General features: G+C 30.7%; 17 protein-coding genes and 5 tRNA genes. 14 read left to right on the top strand and 8 right to left on the bottom strand.

Annotation, left to right across the window (positions count from 1 at the left end; translation table 11 throughout):
* Nucleotides 1–15: 15 nt before the first annotated feature.
* Nucleotides 16–987: a YihY/virulence factor BrkB family protein gene (locus tag ACTS9J_RS12445; RefSeq protein WP_219034754.1), complete on the top strand. Its 972-nt coding sequence runs from the start codon at nt 16–18 to the stop codon at nt 985–987.
* Here the strand turns inward: ACTS9J_RS12445 and ACTS9J_RS12440 are convergent.
* Complete coding sequence (locus ACTS9J_RS12440; RefSeq protein ID WP_286495960.1) at nt 984–1,859, bottom strand: ion transporter; 876 nt, start codon at nt 1,857–1,859, stop codon at nt 984–986. The genes ACTS9J_RS12445 and ACTS9J_RS12440 overlap by 4 nt on opposite strands.
* A 45-nt stretch (nt 1,860–1,904) precedes the next feature.
* On the opposite strand from ACTS9J_RS12440, the gene ACTS9J_RS12435 reads away from it, so the two are divergent.
* The 3 genes from ACTS9J_RS12435 (at nt 1,905) to ACTS9J_RS12425 (ending at nt 6,661) form a co-directional block, all read left to right on the top strand.
* Nucleotides 1,905–2,795, top strand: coding sequence for a TIGR01777 family oxidoreductase (locus ACTS9J_RS12435; RefSeq protein WP_448353288.1), 891 nt, complete (start codon nt 1,905–1,907; stop codon nt 2,793–2,795).
* 70 nt (nt 2,796–2,865) lie between these two features.
* Nucleotides 2,866–4,734 (top strand): DUF3857 domain-containing protein, encoded by a 1,869-nt coding sequence (locus ACTS9J_RS12430; RefSeq protein ID WP_448353287.1) that lies wholly within the window; start codon nt 2,866–2,868, stop codon nt 4,732–4,734.
* A 67-nt stretch (nt 4,735–4,801) separates the two neighbouring features.
* Complete coding sequence (locus ACTS9J_RS12425; RefSeq protein ID WP_448353286.1) at nt 4,802–6,661, top strand: DUF3857 domain-containing protein; 1,860 nt, start codon at nt 4,802–4,804, stop codon at nt 6,659–6,661.
* Nucleotides 6,662–6,704: 43 nt separating this feature from the next.
* On the opposite strand, the gene ACTS9J_RS12420 is transcribed toward ACTS9J_RS12425, so the two are convergent.
* The 3 genes from ACTS9J_RS12420 to ACTS9J_RS12410 all read right to left on the bottom strand — a co-directional run bounded on the left by ACTS9J_RS12420 (nt 6,705) and on the right by ACTS9J_RS12410 (nt 9,962).
* Entirely contained in the window at nt 6,705–7,688 is a 984-nt protein-coding gene (locus ACTS9J_RS12420) for an acyltransferase (RefSeq protein WP_038334559.1), read from the bottom strand.
* Between the two features lie 208 nt (nt 7,689–7,896).
* The gene (locus ACTS9J_RS12415) at nt 7,897–8,286 is read right to left on the bottom strand and encodes a hypothetical protein (RefSeq protein WP_115001331.1); all 390 of its coding nucleotides are present in this window, start codon (nt 8,284–8,286) and stop codon (nt 7,897–7,899) included.
* 29 nt (nt 8,287–8,315) lie between these two features.
* Nucleotides 8,316–9,962, bottom strand: a complete 1,647-nt coding sequence (locus ACTS9J_RS12410; protein ID WP_219034760.1) for a Na/Pi cotransporter family protein — start codon at nt 9,960–9,962, stop codon at nt 8,316–8,318.
* A gap of 277 nt (nt 9,963–10,239) precedes the next feature.
* On the opposite strand from ACTS9J_RS12410, the gene ACTS9J_RS12405 reads away from it, so the two are divergent.
* The 5 genes from ACTS9J_RS12405 (at nt 10,240) to ACTS9J_RS12385 (ending at nt 10,723) form a co-directional block, all read left to right on the top strand.
* Nucleotides 10,240–10,313 (top strand) — tRNA-Thr (locus ACTS9J_RS12405).
* Nucleotides 10,314–10,330: 17 nt separating this feature from the next.
* A tRNA-Tyr gene (locus ACTS9J_RS12400) sits at nt 10,331–10,411 on the top strand.
* A gap of 7 nt (nt 10,412–10,418) precedes the next feature.
* Nucleotides 10,419–10,495: transfer RNA gene (locus tag ACTS9J_RS12395), tRNA-Thr, on the top strand.
* 41 nt (nt 10,496–10,536) lie between these two features.
* Nucleotides 10,537–10,610 (top strand) — tRNA-Thr (locus ACTS9J_RS12390).
* 32 nt (nt 10,611–10,642) lie between these two features.
* Nucleotides 10,643–10,723 (top strand) — tRNA-Tyr (locus tag ACTS9J_RS12385).
* A gap of 99 nt (nt 10,724–10,822) precedes the next feature.
* On the opposite strand, the gene ACTS9J_RS12380 is transcribed toward ACTS9J_RS12385, so the two are convergent.
* Nucleotides 10,823–11,581, bottom strand: a complete 759-nt coding sequence (locus ACTS9J_RS12380; protein WP_219034761.1) for a 5'-methylthioadenosine/adenosylhomocysteine nucleosidase — start codon at nt 11,579–11,581, stop codon at nt 10,823–10,825.
* A 218-nt stretch (nt 11,582–11,799) separates the two neighbouring features.
* Between ACTS9J_RS12380 and ACTS9J_RS12375 the strand changes: the two genes are divergently transcribed.
* The 3 genes from ACTS9J_RS12375 (at nt 11,800) to ACTS9J_RS12365 (ending at nt 13,700) form a co-directional block, all read left to right on the top strand.
* On the top strand, nt 11,800–12,453 hold the full coding sequence (locus ACTS9J_RS12375) for a hypothetical protein (protein WP_219034762.1): 654 nt from the start codon (nt 11,800–11,802) through the stop codon (nt 12,451–12,453).
* 74 nt (nt 12,454–12,527) lie between these two features.
* Nucleotides 12,528–12,854, top strand: coding sequence for a DMT family transporter (locus ACTS9J_RS12370; RefSeq protein WP_038334569.1), 327 nt, complete (start codon nt 12,528–12,530; stop codon nt 12,852–12,854).
* Between the two features lie 21 nt (nt 12,855–12,875).
* Complete coding sequence (locus ACTS9J_RS12365; RefSeq protein ID WP_291046460.1) at nt 12,876–13,700, top strand: helix-turn-helix domain-containing protein; 825 nt, start codon at nt 12,876–12,878, stop codon at nt 13,698–13,700.
* Between the two features lie 392 nt (nt 13,701–14,092).
* On the opposite strand, the gene ACTS9J_RS12360 is transcribed toward ACTS9J_RS12365, so the two are convergent.
* The 3 genes from ACTS9J_RS12360 to ACTS9J_RS12350 are packed head-to-tail and all read right to left on the bottom strand — an operon-like array spanning nt 14,093 to nt 17,012.
* Nucleotides 14,093–15,445 (bottom strand): UDP-N-acetylmuramate--L-alanine ligase, encoded by a 1,353-nt coding sequence (locus ACTS9J_RS12360; protein ID WP_115001321.1) that lies wholly within the window; start codon nt 15,443–15,445, stop codon nt 14,093–14,095.
* 18 nt (nt 15,446–15,463) lie between these two features.
* Nucleotides 15,464–16,348, bottom strand: a complete 885-nt coding sequence (locus ACTS9J_RS12355) for a lysophospholipid acyltransferase family protein (protein ID WP_038334575.1) — start codon at nt 16,346–16,348, stop codon at nt 15,464–15,466.
* A gap of 19 nt (nt 16,349–16,367) precedes the next feature.
* Nucleotides 16,368–17,012 (bottom strand): NUDIX hydrolase, encoded by a 645-nt coding sequence (locus ACTS9J_RS12350; protein ID WP_115001319.1) that lies wholly within the window; start codon nt 17,010–17,012, stop codon nt 16,368–16,370.
* Between the two features lie 225 nt (nt 17,013–17,237).
* Between ACTS9J_RS12350 and ACTS9J_RS12345 the strand changes: the two genes are divergently transcribed.
* Both ACTS9J_RS12345 and ACTS9J_RS12340 read left to right on the top strand, forming a co-directional pair.
* Nucleotides 17,238–19,346, top strand: a complete 2,109-nt coding sequence (locus ACTS9J_RS12345; RefSeq protein WP_219034767.1) for a M3 family metallopeptidase — start codon at nt 17,238–17,240, stop codon at nt 19,344–19,346.
* Nucleotides 19,347–19,441: 95 nt separating this feature from the next.
* Complete coding sequence (locus tag ACTS9J_RS12340) at nt 19,442–20,173, top strand: YebC/PmpR family DNA-binding transcriptional regulator (RefSeq protein ID WP_219034768.1); 732 nt, start codon at nt 19,442–19,444, stop codon at nt 20,171–20,173.
* Nucleotides 20,174–20,196: the final 23 nt, after the last annotated feature.

Raw genomic sequence — 20,196 nt, 5'->3', positions numbered from 1 at the left:
TATTGAGACAAAAATATGCGCATTCTACAAGATTTTAAAACATATACAGGAATAAATTATTTTCGAGATTGGTCGAAAACAAAATTGATGAACAAAAATACGGGCATCACGGTATATGATTTCTTGAAAGTTTTTTGGATTCGCGTCATGAAAGGTAATTTTCCGTTGCGTTCGGCGGCAGTTTCGTGGATTTTATTTTTTAGTATGTTTCCATTTTTGCTTTTTTTGTTTAGTATTTTACCGCATTTGGTTTATTACCAAGAAATAAAAAACTTGCTATTTACACAACTTCTTCCTCAACTTTTACCTAAACATGTGAGCAATGAAGTGATTTCGTATATTGATAAAACGACGGCTGTACAAGGAAAACGTAAAGTGAATTATTTCTTGATTTTGATTACAATTTTTATGTCATCCAACGGAATACAAGGGATTATAAATGGATTTAATGTTTCGTATCAAGATGTTTATGTAAAGCGAAAAAACTCAAAATCGAGAATGATTTCGATAATTTTAACCTTGTTTTTTACAGTTTTTATTGTGTTACAAGTGTTTTTATCTTATTCGACATCAATTATTTGGAAATACTTAACCAACGTTTCATTTTTAAGTAAACTTGGACAATTTTCGTATTTAATCAACTATTTTTCGGTATTTATTTTTTATTTTGTTTCGATGTGTATGTTGTATTATTTCGGACCAAATCACAAAAAATCGCGTAGTACAGTTATTCCAGGGGCATTGTTAACTTCTGTTTTGTTCTTGTTAACTGTGATTGGTTTTAATTCGTATTTAAGTTATTTTACAAATATTGATTTGTTTTATGGATCGCTTGGATTAGTGATGATTATGATGATTTTTGTTTACATCAATGTTATTTTGATGTTAGTTGGTTATGAATTGAATATGTCAATTAATTACACCAAAAATTACGAATACGTTAATCATATTGACAATAATCGATTCATTAATTTGGATAAATTTTAAGGTTCATTTAAAAGATGCCCGCAGGTTTTGCAATAAATAGCACCATCTAGGTGGTAATCATCGCCACAATTGCGACATCTTTGCGTGTTTGTAGGAATATCTTCCTTATGTTTAGCCGCTTTATTCATTTCCATAGTTACAATACTTGTGGGAACAGCAATTACACCATAACCTATAATCATTACAACAGAAGCTAAGAATTGTCCTAAACCAGTGACAGGTGAAATATCACCATAACCTACTGTTGTTAAAGTAACAATTGCCCAATAAATACTAATTGGTATACTTGTGAAACCAGATTCGGGATGATCGTGTTCAACCATATACATAATCGAGCCAATTACAACAACAATTAATACTACAAATGATAAGAAAACGATGATTTTATCTTTACTTTCTTTCAGTCCTAACACCAACACATTTTTCCCACGAGTAAATCGAGTAAGGTTAAAAATTCTGAAAATACGTAGTAATCTTAAAATACGAATACTTGCTAGGTACTTACTTGTAGGTAAAACTAAACCAAGATAAAATGGTAAAATAGACAATAAATCAATAACTCCATAAAAACTAAAAATATATCGCCAACGATTTTTAACGCAATAGATTCTTAATAAATATTCTATAGTAAACAAAAAGGTTAAAATCCATTCTAAAGATACTAAAACTGTATGGTGTCTTGCGTTAATTGCCGGAATAGACTCCAACATAACTAAGCCAACACTCAATAAAATTAAAAGTAATAAAGAGATATCAAAAAGTTTTCCATAAGGTGTATCAGCTTCAAAAACTATATCGAATATTTTTTGTTTTAGCTTCTTTTCTTCATCAGCCCCCATTCTTTTTAGATAAGGAAATCTACCTTTAAACATTGGTTTATATTTTTGGAATGAGCTAAATTAGGAAAAAATTTTAGTATGAATATTCTATTGACTGGTGGAAGTGGATTAATTGGTTCAGAATTAACAAAGATTTTAATTGAAAATGGACATCAAGTTCGCATTTTGACAAGAGAAAAACAGATTGAACATCCTTTTTATCATTGGGATAAAGATACAATTGATGAAAAAGTTTTTGAAAATTTGGATGGAATTATTCATTTGGCTGGAAGCTTAATTGCGAAAAGATGGACAAATTCTTACAAAAAAGAAATTTTTTCGAGTAGAGTTGATACAGCGAATTTACTTTTTGAGTATGTCAAAAAATTGAGTATTGATTTGAAATTTTTTATCTCCGCGTCTGGAACAGCTTATTATGGACAAATTACTTCGAACAAGATTTTCAAAGAGTCTGATGAAGCAAATATTGATTTTTTAGGTAAAGTTTGTGTCGCATGGGAAAATGCTGCTTATCAGTTCGAAAAAATAGGTGCAAGAGTGGTTTGTCTTAGAACTTCTTTGGTTTTGTCAAAGAATGGCGAAGGTTTCAAATTATTAAAAAAACCTATTCAACTTGGTGTAGGAGCAAATCTAGGTGACGGAAAACAATGGATGCCTTGGATACATATTACAGATTTGATAAAAATGTATGCGGAAGCTGTGGGTAATGATAAAATAAAAGGAAGTTATAATGCATCTTCACCACAATATATAAATCATTCAGAATTCAATCATACGTTAGCGAAAAGAATGAATAAACCTTTTTTTATGCCAAATATTCCTGCTTTTGTTATGAAATTAGCATTAGGACAAATGAGTAGTTTAGTCCTAAATGGATCTAGAATTGACGCAACTAAAATTCAAGAAACAGGTTTCAAATTTCAATATCCTACCTTAGAAAAAGCGTTAGAAGAATTGATAGAAAAGTAACGAAAATTTTATTTAGATTATTCTTTATGTATTATTGTGTATCGTACTTTTGCAGGAATTACAAATTGAAATGAAATTAAAAATTACTTTACTCTTTTTATTTATTGCATTATATACAAATGCGCAATCGAAAGATTTAAAATTCGGGAAAATTTCGGAACAAGAAATTAACTTAACTCAAGTTCCTTTCGAGAAAAATGCAGATGCTGTTATTCTGTCGGAAGAAGGAAAAATGGATTTAACTTCATCTAATTATTACTTGACTGTAAAACGAAGAATCAAAATACTGACTGATAAAGGACTTGATGAAGCAAATATACAACTGAATTATTACAGCAAGAATAGAAATGAATCTATAAGCGGAATCAAAGGAGGTACAATTAATATTGTAAATGGAGTAGAGCAAATGACTCCGATTGATGAGAAAGAGATTTTTGATGTTTCTCTAAATGAATTGTATGCTGCAAAACGTTTCACTTTTCCAAACGTAAAAGTTGGTTCTATTATCGAGTATACTTATATCAAAAGTAGTGAATACAATTTTTCTATTGATGCGTGGAATTTTCAACACGATATACCAACGCTTTCGAGCAAGTTTCGATTAAATAATCAAGCTTATGGTACATATTCGATTATTACAATTGGAGATGGTTTGAATACAAAGTATAAAGGTAAATCGAGTTCAACGGAATGGTTATTACATAATATCCAAAGTTATAATCAATTAAAATACGTTTATAATCCTGAAGATCAAAGTGAACGTATCAAAATTCAGGCAGCAACTTATCATACAGATGGTGCAAAGAAAACTACGATGAGCGCGTGGAGAGATTTGATTCAAGATATAAATGCACAATATGATTTGTATCGAAATCCTTCTGCAATCAGAGATGTTGCGCAAAATATTCCGAACGGAAAAGATGAGGTAGAAACCTTGAAAAATGTGATTGAATATATTGATTCAAATGTAAAATGGAACAGATTTTATGGAATTATTCCAACGCGTTCAAATAAAACTTTATTGAAAGAAAAGTCTGGTTCTACGGCAGATATGAATCTTTTATTGAATGAAATTTTAACAGCCAAAGGTTTCGAAACTTCGATGGTTATGTTTAGTAGTCGTCATCATGGACAAATTTTGTTTTCTTATCCAATTGTCAATCAATTCAATTCTGTTTTAACAGTTGTGAAATTGAATAATGGCGCTTCAAATATTATTTTGGATGCTTCGAAATTAAATAAAGAGCAAATAGAATTTGGACCTTTAGATGTATTTAATTATCATGGAATTGTCATCAAAAAAGGTGAAGCTTCGTTTGTAAAGTTGAATCAAAAATTGTCTTATTATGAATCATCATTAAAGTATGATTTTATGAGTAATGGAAATTTAGTTCTCTATCGTAAAGACAAATTCAATGGTTATTTTTATGATGATGATATAGACGAAAAAAAAGTTTTGAATAGATATTTGACTGAATCTTTAGATGTGCGTTTGGACGAAGAAATTAATGATAAAACGATTTTTGATACTGATTCTTACGTTAAAAACTATAAAGCAAAAACTGTAATTCCGAATGCTCCATTTTATACATTTATTAATCCTTTGCGCGAATTTCTAAAACAATATACTTTTGAAGATACTAATCGTCAACGCAAAATAGAATTTAATTATCCTTATTTGTTTAATATTCAGGTTAAATCTAAGATTCCAGAAGGTTACGAAGTGATAATTGATGAAAAATACAAAGCACATCACAAAACTGAACTTGGTTTAGAATATTATCAAGAAGTAAAAGTGAAAGATGGACAATTGACGTTAGCGATTCAATTTTTATTACCAGAAGGTGTTTATGAAGCGGATAAATACAATGAATTGAAACAGTTTTTTGAGAAAATAAAAACAGAATCTCTGAAAGAAGTTTTAATGAAAAAGAAATAAAACAAAATCCCGCACTGAATTTCTCAGTGCGGGATTTGTTTTTTATATTTATACAATAACACTATGTATGAAATTTAATATTTATTTTATTTTTAGTTTTTTATTGGTTCAATTAAGTTTAGCCCAATCAACTAAATTTGAATTCGGAAATATATCCGAAGAAGAATATAACTACACAAATGTTCCATTTGAGTCAGATGCTTCAGCTGTTATTCTTTCAGAATACGGAGAATTGCAAATGAAAAATTATGGATATGTTATAAAACAACATATTCGCAAAAAGATTTTAAAACAAGATGCAATCGAAGGAAATATTTTAGAATTCACCTATAATCCTAATAATAAATATAATCGTCCAAAGATTAATAAAGTTCAGGTTTATAATAAGATTAATAATGAAATAATTATTTCTAAACTTAATAAGGCTGATATTGTAGAGGAAACAGTAGATGAAAACACAAGGAGAATAGTTTATGCTATTCCAAATATTAAGGTGGGCTCTATAATAGAATATGAAACGGAAGATGTACGTACAGCAGATTTATATGCGACACCGTGGAATTTTCAGAATGATTATCCAACTTTAGTATCAAAACTAGATATTAGAATGCATACAGATTTTGATTATCGAATTTATTTGATTGGTCAAAAGCTGAATGAGAAATATGGAAACAGAAAGGCAAACAAATCTTGGGAAATTGAAAATGTTCCAAGTGTAAAGAAATTCAATAAAGTATATAATATTAGAGATTTTAAAGAGTCAATAGGATTTCAATATACAGCTGAGCAAGATTGGCATGGTACTATCTTTTCTTCTCCAACATGGACTTCATTTCGATCTGTTTTTACAAAGAAAATAGAAACTAATTTAAGAGGAGTTAATTTTAATGAGATTGCTTTAAAAATTCAGAATGGATCTTCTCAATTAGAAACATATAAAAATGTGATAGAATATGTGAGAAAAAATTACAAGACAGACAATTCTAATACTATTGATAAAATCTCAAATTTTAATTCTGGAATTTTAAGAACCAAAATAGGTTCTAATTTAGAGTTAGTTATTTTAGTTAATAAACTACTCAAATCAAAAGGAATAGAATCTCATTTAGTCATAAATAGTTATAGAGGCAGAGGAAGATTAATTATGAATTTTCCTATTGTATCAAGAATTTCAAACATTCAAAATATGTCAGTTTTAGATAGTCAGGTTTATCTTTTTGATGAAAATATTTTAAAAATAGTTGATGATAGCTTTAAGGAGAAAATTGTTTTTCCTTATTTAGATTACTATAATCAATTGGTTTTAAAACTTGAATCTAAACAAGATGAGTTCTTTAATATCAATCCTCCCTTATCGGAGAGTTATTTAATTAATGAAATAGAGTTTAAACAAGATGATATTAGAATGAAGTCTTTAAATAAATTCAAAGGTTATTTTAACAAAGACAATCAAAAGAAATATGATTTTCCAATGTTTAATGAATTAATTTATTCGTCAGATGATATAAATAATCAAGGAGAATATTCTTCTATTAATAAGATATTTGCTGTAAAAGAGAAAAAAATAGATTATTTTGGATTTGAATTTCCATTTAATGAAGATTTAAATTTTTTAGCCATTGATAAGGATAGAAAATATCAAGTTGAATTAGATTTTCCATTTCGAAAAGTGATTCAGTTTAAATCTAAAATTCCAAATGATTTTACATTAAAACATGATAGTTTTGATAAAGAAATTAATGCTTTAGGAAATAAATTACAATATAAACAACATCTAGAAATTAAAAATAACGAATTTGTTATTTCCTATATTTTATTGGTTAATCAAGCAATTATAACCAATAAAGAACTCAAAGAATATTCAGAATTTTTAAACAAAATAGCAGAAAGAAATAAGGATACAGTCATTTTAATGAAAAAGAAATAATAAAAAATCCCGCACTGAATTTCTCAGTGCGGGATTTTATTTATTATTCAATCACCATCAAATTACAACCTCGCACATCCGAATGATCGAAACGTCCTAAGATTTCAAATTGATTGTGAGTTATTTTTTTACCTAAATCATCAGTTGCAATAAAACTAATCGAATTGTAATTTGCCAAATCAATCACATTTACGCCGCCTGTTTTTCCTTCTTCAACATATTGGAAAGGATCTTCGGTTTCTCTGATCAAAATTCGCATCCAATTTGGCGATTTAAACGTCAAATCTCCTCGAGAATAACCTTGCGAAAGCAATTCCGTCATTCCATATTCCGAATGAATTTCATTTGTGCCGAAACCATTTTTCAAAATTGAATGCAATTCTTCGCGCGTAATTTCTTTCTTGCGACCTTTCATTCCGCCAGTTTCCATCACAATTGTGTGCTGCAAATTCATTTTATAATTTTCGACAAAATCTAATAAAGCAAATGAAACACCAATCAAAATTGCTTTCTTGCCCGTTTTTTCGTGTGCAATAAGATTTTCGTACAATTCATCGTGATTATACAAATAGAAACCACTTTTATCGCTGCCAGATTTCTCAATCCAATACTCCACCATATCAATCAGTGAGGAACCTGTTCGCTCCAAATACGAAGGTAAAAGTGCGAAAATAGTATAATCGGAAAGCGGACCATAAAATTGTTCGAAACATTTTTCTAAACTATAATGATACAATGCCAAATCCGTTACCAAATGTTTACTTGTCGCCATTCCAGTTGTTCCAGAACTTGTAAAAATCTTTTCCACTTCACGATTTCCCGAAATCAATTCAAATTTCTTAAAAAACTGAATCGGTAAAAAAGGAATTTCGTTGGTGTGTTTTACAGTAGAATAATCAACGTTCAAGAAATTTAAGAAGTTTTTGTACACCTCATTTTCTTGCGCTTGATAACGGAAAACTTCCAATGCAACGTTTTGGAAATCTTCTTCGGATTGAATAGAAAAAATTTGCTTTGAATCAAACATTTTGCAAAATTACAAAATAGAGTAGAAGTGAGCGAAGTAATTATATTATTTTATAAATAAAACCGTCAATTCGAGTGAAATTCGTTTAGAATTTTGTGTCGAGAATAAGGTTTTAGAAGATAAAATTCATCTTAATTCTCGATACAATTTTTAGAAATATATTTCTAAAAATCACTCGAATTGACGAATTTTAATTCAAGACAAGTTATTATTTAAAATATTCATCAAAATGATGTTTGAATAAAGTTGACATCGTTTCAGATTCTAAACCATATAAAGTAATTTCAAATTCAAATACGTCATCAGAAATTTCAATTCCAGAAATAGAACTTCCCCAACTTTTTAATTCTTCTTTAAAATCATTATAATAAATTCTAAGATTTGGAATAATCGCTGTGTCTATCAATCTTTCTTTTTCAGAATCATAATTTATATGGATGTTATTTGCTAAACAATAATTTTTGAATAATAAATAAGGAGATTCAATATCTATAAAATTTATTTTGCCATAAACAACTCCCATCGGAACATCTGCAAATTCAAATTCTGTAGTTCCAATAATTTGTTCTTCAAGCTTTATTGTAAATGTAGTAGCCATGCAATAAATTTCTTTAAACTTACAAAAATCTACTGATTTTTTAGCTTAACAATTGTTGCATTGGCTTTGTAAAGATGATCGCCAAGAATTTCGTAATTCTGAATTAGATCTTTGTAGAAAAGCGCACTTGTAGTCAAAAGTTTCTCTTTTTCGATCGTCTTCATTAAATTTGCTTCGGCTTCTTTGTAAATTGTATTAATCGTTTTTTCGATAAACTCCGCTTGTTTGATAGAAACTTCTTCTTGTGTTTCGTTCAAATTTTGATTTAGAATACGCGTTGTTTGATCCAAATTATTTTGAAATTCGACCAAATACGTTCTCATTTTTGGTGTAAAATAACTATTTGTCATTCTACGACGACGATGAATAGAAGAAATCTTAATCGCAATATCGCCCACACTTTCCAGATGATGACAAAGTGTAATTAGTTGATGAATCGCAATTGTATTTTCGTTTGGTAAATCTAAATCAGCAATTTCATTCAAAAATTCATTGACTTCTCTCTCCAATTGATCACCTTCTTTTTCCAGTTCCAAAATTCGTTCACGAAAAACCAAAATCTTTTCTTCATCACTTTCAGTAATCATTCGCCCAAGCGTATAAATCGTTTGTTTCGTTGTAGAAGCGAGTTTCAGAAGTTTTTTGTTGGCTTCATTTTTATATAGGTCAGAATTTGTTCCGAATGGAATTGCATAAAATTCTAATTTATTGTCTGCTGATTTTACAGAGAAATATTTTTTCTGACAATAGAAAGCTATTTTATTGATAAAAGGCGTAAACAAAATGACCCCGACGAAATTACTAATAGTATCAAAAGTAATCAGTTGAACAGCGATATTTGATGAAATTGTTGTTCCAATAAATTTTAAAACAAAATTTGCAATCAACATAAAAATCAACGCAATTACAATATTGAAAAATGTATGAAATGCTGCGACAACTTTCGTGTATTTATCTCCAATTGCGGCAACTAAATGCGCTGTAAAAGTTGTTCCTATATTTGCTCCCAAAACAATCATTGCAGCTAATTCGATAGGTAAACCTTTGCTCGCTAATAAAATTGCAATCGTAATTGATGCTGATGAAAAGTGGACTAAAACCGTTAGTAATATTCCAAATAGAATAAATAACAAATTAGTCAAAAAACCATAATGCGATAATTGCTGAAAGAATTCTTGTAACTTCTGATGACTTTCGATAGAAGGTAAAAAAGTTTTCAGGAAATAAAGCGAAAGAAAAAGTAAGGAAAGCGAAAATAAAATTCCACCTACTTTTCTTTGGTTACGTTTTTTCGATAAATAAAATGGAAAAGCCACCAGTATAAGAGGCAATGCAATTTGTACCAAATCGAATTTCATTCCGAAATAGACCAACCACAATGTAAGCGTAGTTCCGATATTTGCGCCTAATATTAAGCCAAATGCTTTTCGCAAATTAATCAATCCAGCATTTACAAATCCCAATATAAACACACTCGCAGCCGAGGAAGATTGTATAGCTGTTGTAAAAAAAGTACCTGTAACAATTGTCGATAAATTGTTTTTGGTTAATTTGTTTAGAGTGCGTTTAAAATTCGATCCAGATAACGCTTGTAAATTTTCGCTTAATAGTTTTATCGCAAAAATGAACAAAGCAATTGCTCCGAAAAGTTGCAAAATTTGTATGATAAGATGCATTAATGATTAATTGACTACAAAAATAGGGACTCTAATGTAAATAGAATATTATCTTTTTTACTTTTATTGAAAAAAAGTTTAATCTTTTTTTGAATTCTAAAATTCTGATTTTCAAAATTGAAGTAAATTTTTAGAAAAAACTTCTACTTTTTTTTGAAAAAACATTTGCGAGATTCGAAAAACTGCCCTAATATTGCACCACGAAAAAGGAACAATACTTCTTTCGAGAAATGAATATCCTGTTTTCAATTTGAAATATACAAATAATAATATTTTTGCCGATGTAGCTCAGCTGGCTAGAGCAGCTGATTTGTAATCAGCAGGTCGTGGGTTCGAGTCCCTCTATCGGCTCAGCAAAAATATAGGTCGGGGAGATACTCAAGCGGCCAACGAGGACGGACTGTAAATCCGTTGGGTAACCTTCGCAGGTTCGAATCCTGCTCTCCCCACTAAAAAGCCGATGTAGCTCAGCTGGCTAGAGCAGCTGATTTGTAATCAGCAGGTCGTGGGTTCGAGTCCCTCTATCGGCTCCAAAAAAGTTTATATTTTACTTTTAAAACAAAAATAAAAAATCGCCGATGTAGCTCAGCTGGCTAGAGCAGCTGATTTGTAATCAGCAGGTCGTGGGTTCGAGTCCCTCTATCGGCTCTTCTTTTTTGAAGAATACTTTATTATTAGGCGGGGAGATACTCAAGCGGCCAACGAGGACGGACTGTAAATCCGTTGGGTAACCTTCGCAGGTTCGAATCCTGCTCTCCCCACAATCCATTTTAAATATTTGGAAAAGCAAATCATCAAATCTTTTGATGATTTTTTTATTAATGTGAGCATCAAAAAAAAAGCCCTTTTTAAAGGACTTTTTACTTGATGATGTTCTTAATAATTTCTATTGAATATACATTCGAAATCTTTTCTATAAAACTATTAAAATCTAATGTAGAATGATCGTCGGCATCATCTGATATTGTTCTTATGATGATAAAAGGAATATCAAATTCGTAACAAACTTGTGCTACTGCAGCGCCTTCCATTTCGACACAAAGTATTTCGGGTAAGTTTTGTTGTAATTTTTCTTTCTGAGAATTTGTCGAGAAAAATAAATCTCCAGATCCAATTAAACCAACATGTAGTTGAGGCTGATGAATATTAAATTTATCCAAATCTTTTTCAGAAATCACATTATGCAAATGTTGCTCTTCTAAAATTTCTAAAATAGCTGTTGTCGCAACTTCTAATTGAGAAGAATCAGCCTCAAAATAAGCTTTTCCTAACATTGGGATTTCGTAAGCAGGAAAAAGAGGTTGAGCATTCATATCATGTTGAATCAAACTTTGCCCTAGAACAATATCTCCAATTTTTACATCAGCATGAATTCCACCTGCAACACCTGTAAAAATCAATTCAGAAACGTTAAATTCAAGGATTAAGGTTGTAACCGTAGCAGAGGCAGCAACTTTACCAACACGAGAATAAACGACCACAACTTTTTGATTGTTTAATTTTCCAGTAAAATAACTTCTTCGACCAATTTTATGTTCTTGCTTGTTTGTTAATAAATTGACTACACCGTTTATTTCTTGCGGTATAGCGCCTATTATTCCTATTATTCTTTCGCTCATCTTTCCAATTTGAAAGCGAAGTTACCAATTTATTTTCTGTATTTGTAAACCGAACAATAAATCTCATAAATTAAGATAAATGGCAAACAAATGATAATCAAACATGTATTTAGAAGATTTTTTATCATCTTACAAAAGTAGAGTTTTTTCAGAATATGTTAAAAATCAATTGTGAATTAGTCTTGGCTTGTTGTATTTTTGTAGCATAAAAGTTTGAAATGAAAAAATTATCTATAGCGATTATATGCTGTGCATCAGTAATGCTGATGAATTGTACGAATAAAACAGAAGAAAAACCAGTTGAACAACCTGCTAAATCTGCTGTTACAGTGGAAGAACCAACGGAAATTGTAGAGGGTGTAATTAGAAAATCTGGAGTTGAGTGGACGGCTTATAAAACAACAGAAAAAGTGGCTGTTTCAGGACGTTTTGATGTTGTTTTGGTGAAAGACGCAAAAGAAGATGGAAAAACGCCTCAAGAAGTTTTAGAAGGTGCAAATATTATAGCGACAGTTGCTACATTAAATTCTGATCAAATTGATCGTGATCAAAAATTGAAAGATATTTTGTTTGGAAATATGATTAATACAAGCGAAATCAAAGGTCAATTACATTTCAGAGATGGTAAAACTTTCTTGAATTTAACGTTGAATAATGCTTCTAAAGAATACGAAGTAAAATCAACGTTTGAGAACAATGTTTTTTCAATTGAAACAGATGTTGATTTGATGGATTTTAACACAGGAAAAGCAATAGAAGCTCTTAATCAAGCTTGTTTAGAATTACACAAAGGTGCAGATGGCGTTTCTAAAACATGGAGCGAAGTACACATCAAAGGTCAAGTAGAATTTAGCGATAGTTTCGGTAAATAATTCAAAAAATAAATAATTAATTTTAAGGCTACAATTTTTTGTAGTCTTAATTTTTATAAATAAATCAGTAAAAAATGAATTGGGTAATTTTACTAATTGCAGGATTGTGCGAAGTCGGTTTCGCATCATGTCTTGGAAAAGCAAAAGAAGCAACCGGAAATGACACGTATTTATGGTATGGTGGTTTTTTATTTTTCTTAACGGTGAGCATGGTTTTGTTGGTAAAAGCAACGCAAACATTACCAATCGGAACGGCTTATGCAGTTTGGACAGGAATTGGAGCAGTCGGAACAGTTTTAGTAGGAATTTTTATTTTTAAAGAACCAGCAAGTTTTTGGCGCGTTTTCTTCTTAACGACTTTAATTTGCTCTATTATTGGGTTAAAATTTGTGTCAAATTAACTGAAATTAAAGTGTTGATTTATGGAGAATTTTAATGTTTTTGATCAAGAGGAATTTATTCAGCAAACTGTTGAAAATAAACGTTTGAAAAAAGATTTGATTAAGACGATTTTTATTCAGCATGGTTATTTAATTATTTCTCAAAATGACCAAGAAATTAAACTAAAACAACACGATGTTTTCTTCCCAGAACCTAATAAATCTTACCAAATAATTTCAAAATCATCTGATTTAGAATTGTTGAGTTTAGTTTTAACCAAAAAGATTTTAGATACATCGATTATCGATTTGAGTGGTTATGAATACAACCAATTTTTTGGTGAAGGTAGAATCAATAATTATCATTTCAATGAAATAGAATTTTCTGCTTTAATCGAACTTTTATTGCAATTGAAGTTGCGTTTGCAAGAGAAATTGACCAAATTCGTACGCTATTTACAGTTCAATTTATTTTATGCGATTGTTTACACAACGTTTAGCGAACTTTCGAAACAACAAACAATTATTGTAAGAAAAGGAACGCGAAAAGATGATATTGTAAAGCGTTTTTTGAATGATTTAAATAAGAGTTATACAGAAAACAGAGATGCAAAATATTATGCAGATAAATTGAATATTACAGTACGATATTTAACTGAATGTTGCAAATCAATAACAGGTAGAACGACAAAAGAATTAATCAGTTCTGTTGTGATTCGTGAATCGAAAGTATTGTTGAGTGAAACAACTAAAACAATCTCTGAAATTTCGAATGAGTTAAACTTTTCTGACCAATATTCATTCGGAAATTTTTTCAAAAAACATCTAAAAATTAGTCCAACTCAATTTAGAAAAAGTTTACAATAACTTCCGTTTTGGACATCTTTAGGCTACTTTTCAAACTTTTTTTTATCTCGATTTTTATCATCTTTGTTACTATCAAAAGGGTCACTATAATTTTATAGTAAAACAGAGGTGTTTTTTGATGGCGAAAGCTAACAAAAGTGAGTAGAGTATTACTAAAAGTTTATATCACCTCTGTTTTTTCTAAAATAATGTTTTTAAAATTAATAGTTCCGAAAAAGTTTAAAATAGTTCTAAGTTTACTGATATTTGAAAAGAAGTAATCCAAAAACCTAAAATGATTATTTTGACCATTTGACAAAAAACAAAAAGAGAACCTAAAAAATTAAGTTCTCTTTTTCTATATTTTATAGATATTTAAGTGGAAAATCACCTTTTATTGAAAGGTGATTTTTTTATGCTTTAAATAATTCATTCAAGTTTACTCCACCGAAGTTTCCTGAACTCATCATCAAAAATACTTTATCTTTTTTATCTAAACTTTCGATATAATCTTGCAATTGTTCACCATTTGTAAATACCAAAATAGAATCATCTCCAAAGGCTTTTTTGATATCTTCTGGAGAAATCATTTCCATACGTTTTATTTCTAATGCTTCTGGGCTATACATTACAATTTTGATATCAGTTTTGTCTAAAGCACCTTTGTATTGCACCAAAAACTCAGGATTCAAAGACGAATAGGTGTGGATTTCTAAACATCCTACAACTGTTTTATCTGTATATTGTTCTTTTACTGCATTCGTAACTGAAGTTACTTTACTTGGCGCATGGGCAAAATCTTTATACGCAACAAAATCAGAAGTACGATTAATTAATTCCAAACGTTTAGATGCTCCTTTGAATGATTGAATTGCTTCGTTGAAATCATCATCCATTACACCTAATTGTTTACAAATTGCACGAGCACCTTCTAAATTCATCAAGTTATGATTACCAAAGACTTCTAACGGAATTGGTCCATCTTCTGTTTCGATAAAAGTGATTCCATTTTCGATAAAATGTTCTGGTAAATGATAAGGGAATTTCTTGATTGCTTTCTCCGTTTCTTCTACCACTTTAACAACTTCTTCGTCTGTTTCGTTGTAAATTAAAGCACCTCCATTCACGATAGATTCTACGAATTTTGAGAATTGAGAAGTGTAATCTGCAAACGTTGGAAAAACATTGATATGATCCCAAGCAATACCTGAAATCAACGCAATATTTGGTTGATACAACAAGAATTTTGAACGACGATCTAAGGCAGATGATAAATATTCATCACCTTCCATAATCATAAATTCGTTGTCTTCTGTCAATTTTACCATCACATCAAAACCATCCAATTGCGCACCAACCATATAATCAACATCGATATTATGATAATGCAAAACGTGAAGAATCATTGATGTAATTGTCGTTTTTCCATGCGAACCACCAATTACAACACGCGTTTTATCTTTTGATTGTTCGTACAAATATTCTGGATATGAATAGATTTTTAAACCTAATTCTTGAGCACGTAACATTTCAGGATTATCAGCGTGAGCATGCATTCCCAAAATCACAGCATCTAAATCTGTTGTAATTTTTTCTGGAAACCAACCCATTTCTTCTGGTAAAATTCTACGTTGGTCCAAACGTGTTTTCGAAGGTTCGAAAATTGCGTCGTCAGAACCTGTTACTTGATATCCTTTTTCGTGCAAAGCAATCGCCAAATTGTGCATTGCACTTCCACCAATTGCAATAAAATGAACTTTTTTCATTTTGTATGTTGTATTCTTTTAGTCTTTTTTATTTTCTTCGTCGTAGCCCATTTCTTCGAAATCATCAAACTCTTCGTCGTCTTCATTCAAATAATCATCCAATGATTTTTCACTATTTTCAGCAAGAATTTCGTCCATTGGTCGAACTTTATTAAATTCTGGTGCTTGCTCAATTGCATTCATAATTTTTTTCATGATTGCATCACTCGAATCATTTTCATAATCGATTTCCAAAGGCTCTTTGAATGTCATTGTCGCATTAATTCCACGTTTTTTAATACGCAAACCTTTTTTATCAAAAGCTCTACGAAAACCATCAATTACAACTGGAATTACAATTGGTTTATTTTTCTTGATTAAATGTGCAGTTCCACGACGACCAGGTGCAAACGCAGTTGTAGTCCCTTGCGGAAATGTTACTACCCAACCACTTTGCAACGCAATATCAATATTGTTAATTTCGCTTAAATCTACTTTTCTATTTACATTTTCTCCTTTTGCACGCCACGTTCTTTTTACGGTAACCGCTCCTGTGTAGGCGAATAATTTCGTCAAAAGATTATCTTTCATTGTTTCTTCAGCGGCAACGTAATAAAAGTCAATCTTAGGATTAAGTAAATAAATTGGATTTTTGATGGTATCAATAAAACCATTTTTTACACTACAAAATACATGATACATCGCGAAAACATCAGCAAAATAAGTTTGATGATTCGAAACGAATAATACATTTTGAGCTGGCAAATGAACCAAGTTTTTTGTACCGCTAACTTTTAATTTATTAAAACCATTGTAACGGTTATAAGTAAATGATCCTAATAAGAAAATTAACGTCCTTTTTAGGAAATATAAATGTCCAAATGAATCGCGAAATGCGTTCTTTTTCTTTGCTTTTTGAGACACGAGTTCTTAATTGTTTAAGTTACAAATTTAATACGATTTTTAGATAATCTTTAAATTCTTCTAAAATCATTGCCGTTGCGCCCCAAAGAAATTCATCATCACCAATGTTATAACCAGGAATTTCGACAACTTGACCAGAAAATTCTCTCTCAAAAACTTCGTAATCAGCATTCAAAAAAGCTTCCAAATTTAATGGAACAACGTATTGTACTTCGCGCTCATCTGGATTGAAATGTGGTTCTCCATGATAAATTCCGATGTAAGGATAAACCAAGAAATTACTTGGCGGAATATACATTTCGCTCAATTGTCTTACAATCTCAATGTTTTCGTACTCTACACCAAGTTCTTCCATAGTTTCGCGAATAGCAGTTTCGTCAAAACTAATATCTTGTTCTTCAAATTGTCCACCTGGCAAAGAAAACTGATGCGAATGCGCTCCTTCGTAAGAAACACGCATGGTTACTGGGAATTCAACTTCTCCATCTTCGTTTTGATACAATAAAATCATCACAGACGCACTTCTAGGATTGGTACGTTTTACATATTCTAAATCAAATTTTTGACGATATGGAGGTGAAAGCTTTTGGTGTGATTCCCAACTTGGCAATTCTTCAACACTTTCAGCTAATAAATATTTTAATTCTTCTAAATCTAAATACAAAATGGATTGATTTTTAGGGTAATAAAAAAGAGTGAAATTTTTCCTCACTCTTTTTCAAAGATAATTATTTTCGTTGAAGAAAATTCAACCTTTTCGGTAAGGTTTATTAATTATTTAACTTTTAAGATTTAGCTTAAATATTTCCCATTGTTTGAATGAAAAATTGAATATTTTTGAAATTTAACATTATAAGTTTTAACTTCGTTAGGTCTAAAAATTATAAAAATGTTTAATAAAAAACTTTTTTACGGAATGATGGTTGGATCGTCAATCCTAACCACTTCTTGTAGCGAAAAGTCAACAAATAGTATGTGGAACGATAAAAATCCTTTTTTTGAAGTGAGCACTTTGCCTTATCAAACTGCTGATTTTTCGAAAATTAAAAACGAAGATTTCAAACCTGCTTTGTTGCAAGGAATGACTGAACAATTAGTCGAAATCAATAAAATTGCGAATAATTCTGAAGCACCAACTTTCGAAAATACATTAGTTGAGATGGAAAAATCGGGTCAATTATTAACACGAGTTAATCATGTTTTTGGATTATTGACTGGAGCAAATACAAACGAAACGTTGCAAGCAGTTGAGGAGGAAATGTCGCCTAAATTTGCGGCTCATAGCGATGCCATTTATTTGAATGATAAATTATTTCAACGTGTAAAAACTTTACATGACAATAAAAAATCATTGAATTTAGATAAAGAGTCATCTCGTTTGTTAGATGTATATTATCAACGATTTGAATTGGCTGGCGCAAATTTATCTGCTGCACAAAAAGATGAATTGAAAAAATTGAATGGAGAAATCGCTTCTTTAGAAACTAAATTCTCCAATCAATTATTAAAAGGAACAAAATCTGGTGGCGTTACTTTTACGAAAGAAGAATTAGCTGGTTTGAGTGATGCTGATTTAGAGGCTTTCAAACAAGCTGATGGTACATATTTAATCAGTTTATTGAATACAACGCAACAACCTGAATTACAAAATATGACCAATGCAGTTTCAAGAAAAAAATTATTTGATGCAGCTTGGATTAGAACAGAGAAAAAAGACGAAAATGATACACGTTATACAATTTTAACTTTGGTTAAAAAACGTGCGGAGAAAGCTAAATTATTAGGTTTTGCAAATTATGCAGAATGGAATTTGCAAGATCAAATGGCGCAAAATCCTACAGCAGCAAAAGGAATTTTAAATCAAATGATTCCGGCAGCAACTGCAATGGCACAAAAAGATGCAAAAGAATTTGAAGCCTTAGCGAAGAAAGAAAATCCAGCAAATACATTAACAGCTGCGGATTGGAACTATTATGCGGAGAAAGTTCGTAAAGAGAAATATGATATCGACGAAAATGAAATGAAACCTTATTTCGTTTTAGATTCAGTTGTAGAGAATGGAATTTTCTTTATGGCGAAAGAATTGTACGGAATTTCATTCAAAAAACGTACAGATATACCAACTTGGCATGAAGATGTAAAAGTGTACGAATTGTTTAATGAAGATGGTTCGCAATTGGGATTATTTTATACAGATTATTTCAAAAGAGATTCTAAACAAGGGGGAGCTTGGATGAGTAATATCGTGGAGCAATCGCACTTATTTGGCACAAAACCTGTTATTTATAATGTCGGAAACTACACAAAACCTGCAAATGGTCAACCTGCATTGATTTCGTATGATGATGTGGTAACAACTTTCCACGAATTTGGACATGCATTGCACGGTTTCTTTGCGAATCAAAAATATCCAACTTTATCTGGAACAAATGTTTCAAGAGATTTTGTAGAGTTTCCATCTCAATTTCACGAGCATTATGTAACGGAGCCATCTATCCTAAAAAATTATGCAAAGCATTATCAAACAGGAGCTGCGATTCCTGATGTGTTGGTAGAAAAAATGAAAAAAGCATCTAACTTTAACAAAGGTTATACGTTAACAGAATTACTTTCTGCTGCGGCTTTAGATTTATCTTGGCACACTGTTTCTGTCGATAAAACAATCACAAGCGTAGACGATTTTGAGAAACAAGCCTTAATTGATAATAAAACAAATTTACCACAAGTTCCGCCTCGTTACCGTTCTTCTTATTTTAGCCATATTTTTGGTGGAGGATATGCAGCGGGATATTTTGCATATATCTGGGCAGAAATGTTAGACCATGATGCCTACGAATGGACAATAGAAAATGGAGGAATGTCACGTAAAAATGGTCAAATTTTGAGAGATAAAGTATTTTCTCAAGGGAATTCGGATGATTTGAATGTGATTTACAAAAATTTTAGAGGTAAAAATCCTTCAATTGAACCAATGTTGAAATACCACGGATTGAAATAATTATTCTAAAATATTAACAACTTAAAAATCCAAGACATAGTTCTTGGATTTTTTTCGTTTTATGAATAAATTTGCAACTATTAAAACAAGTATAAATGGGAAGAGCATTTGAATTTAGAAAAGGACGTAAATTAAAACGTTGGGCAGCAATGTCTAAAGCGTTTACTAAAATTGGGAAGGATATCGTAATGGCAGTAAAAGCAGGAGGACCTGATCCGCATTCAAATTCTCATCTTCGCGCGGTAATTCAGAATGCGAAGGCTGTAAATATGCCTAAAGATAATATCGAACGCGCAATCAAAAAAGCATCTGATAAAAATACAGAAAACTATAAGGAAGTTATTTTTGAAGGTTATGGACCTCACGGAATTGCCGTTTTAGTTGAAACTTCTACAAATAACAACAATCGTACAGTAGCTAACGTTCGTTCTTATTTCAGTAAATGTAATGGACAATTAGGAACGCAAGGTTCTGTTGAATTTATGTTTGATCATATCTGTAATTTCAAGATTCAAAAACCTGAAAATCTAGATTTAGAGGAATTAGAATTTGAAATGATTGACTTTGGAGTAGAGGAGATTTTTGAGGATGAAGATGGAATTGTATTAATTGCACCTTTTGAGAATTACGGAACAATCTTCAAATCTTTGGAAGAAAGTGGATATGAAATTATTTCATCAGAATTTGAAAGAATTCCACAAACAACAAAAGAATTAACAGAAGAACAAAAAGCTGACATCGAAAAATTGTTAGAGAAATTTGATGAAGATGAGGACGTAAATAACGTTTATCATACGATGAAAGAAGACGAAGAAGAGGAAGAATAATCTTTTTTGAAAAGAATAATATG

It is taken from the genome of Empedobacter sp. ULE_I140 (assembly GCF_053482575.1).
The sequence above is the reverse complement of the archived record's forward strand: the minus strand, read 5'-3'. Positions and strand labels throughout refer to the sequence as shown.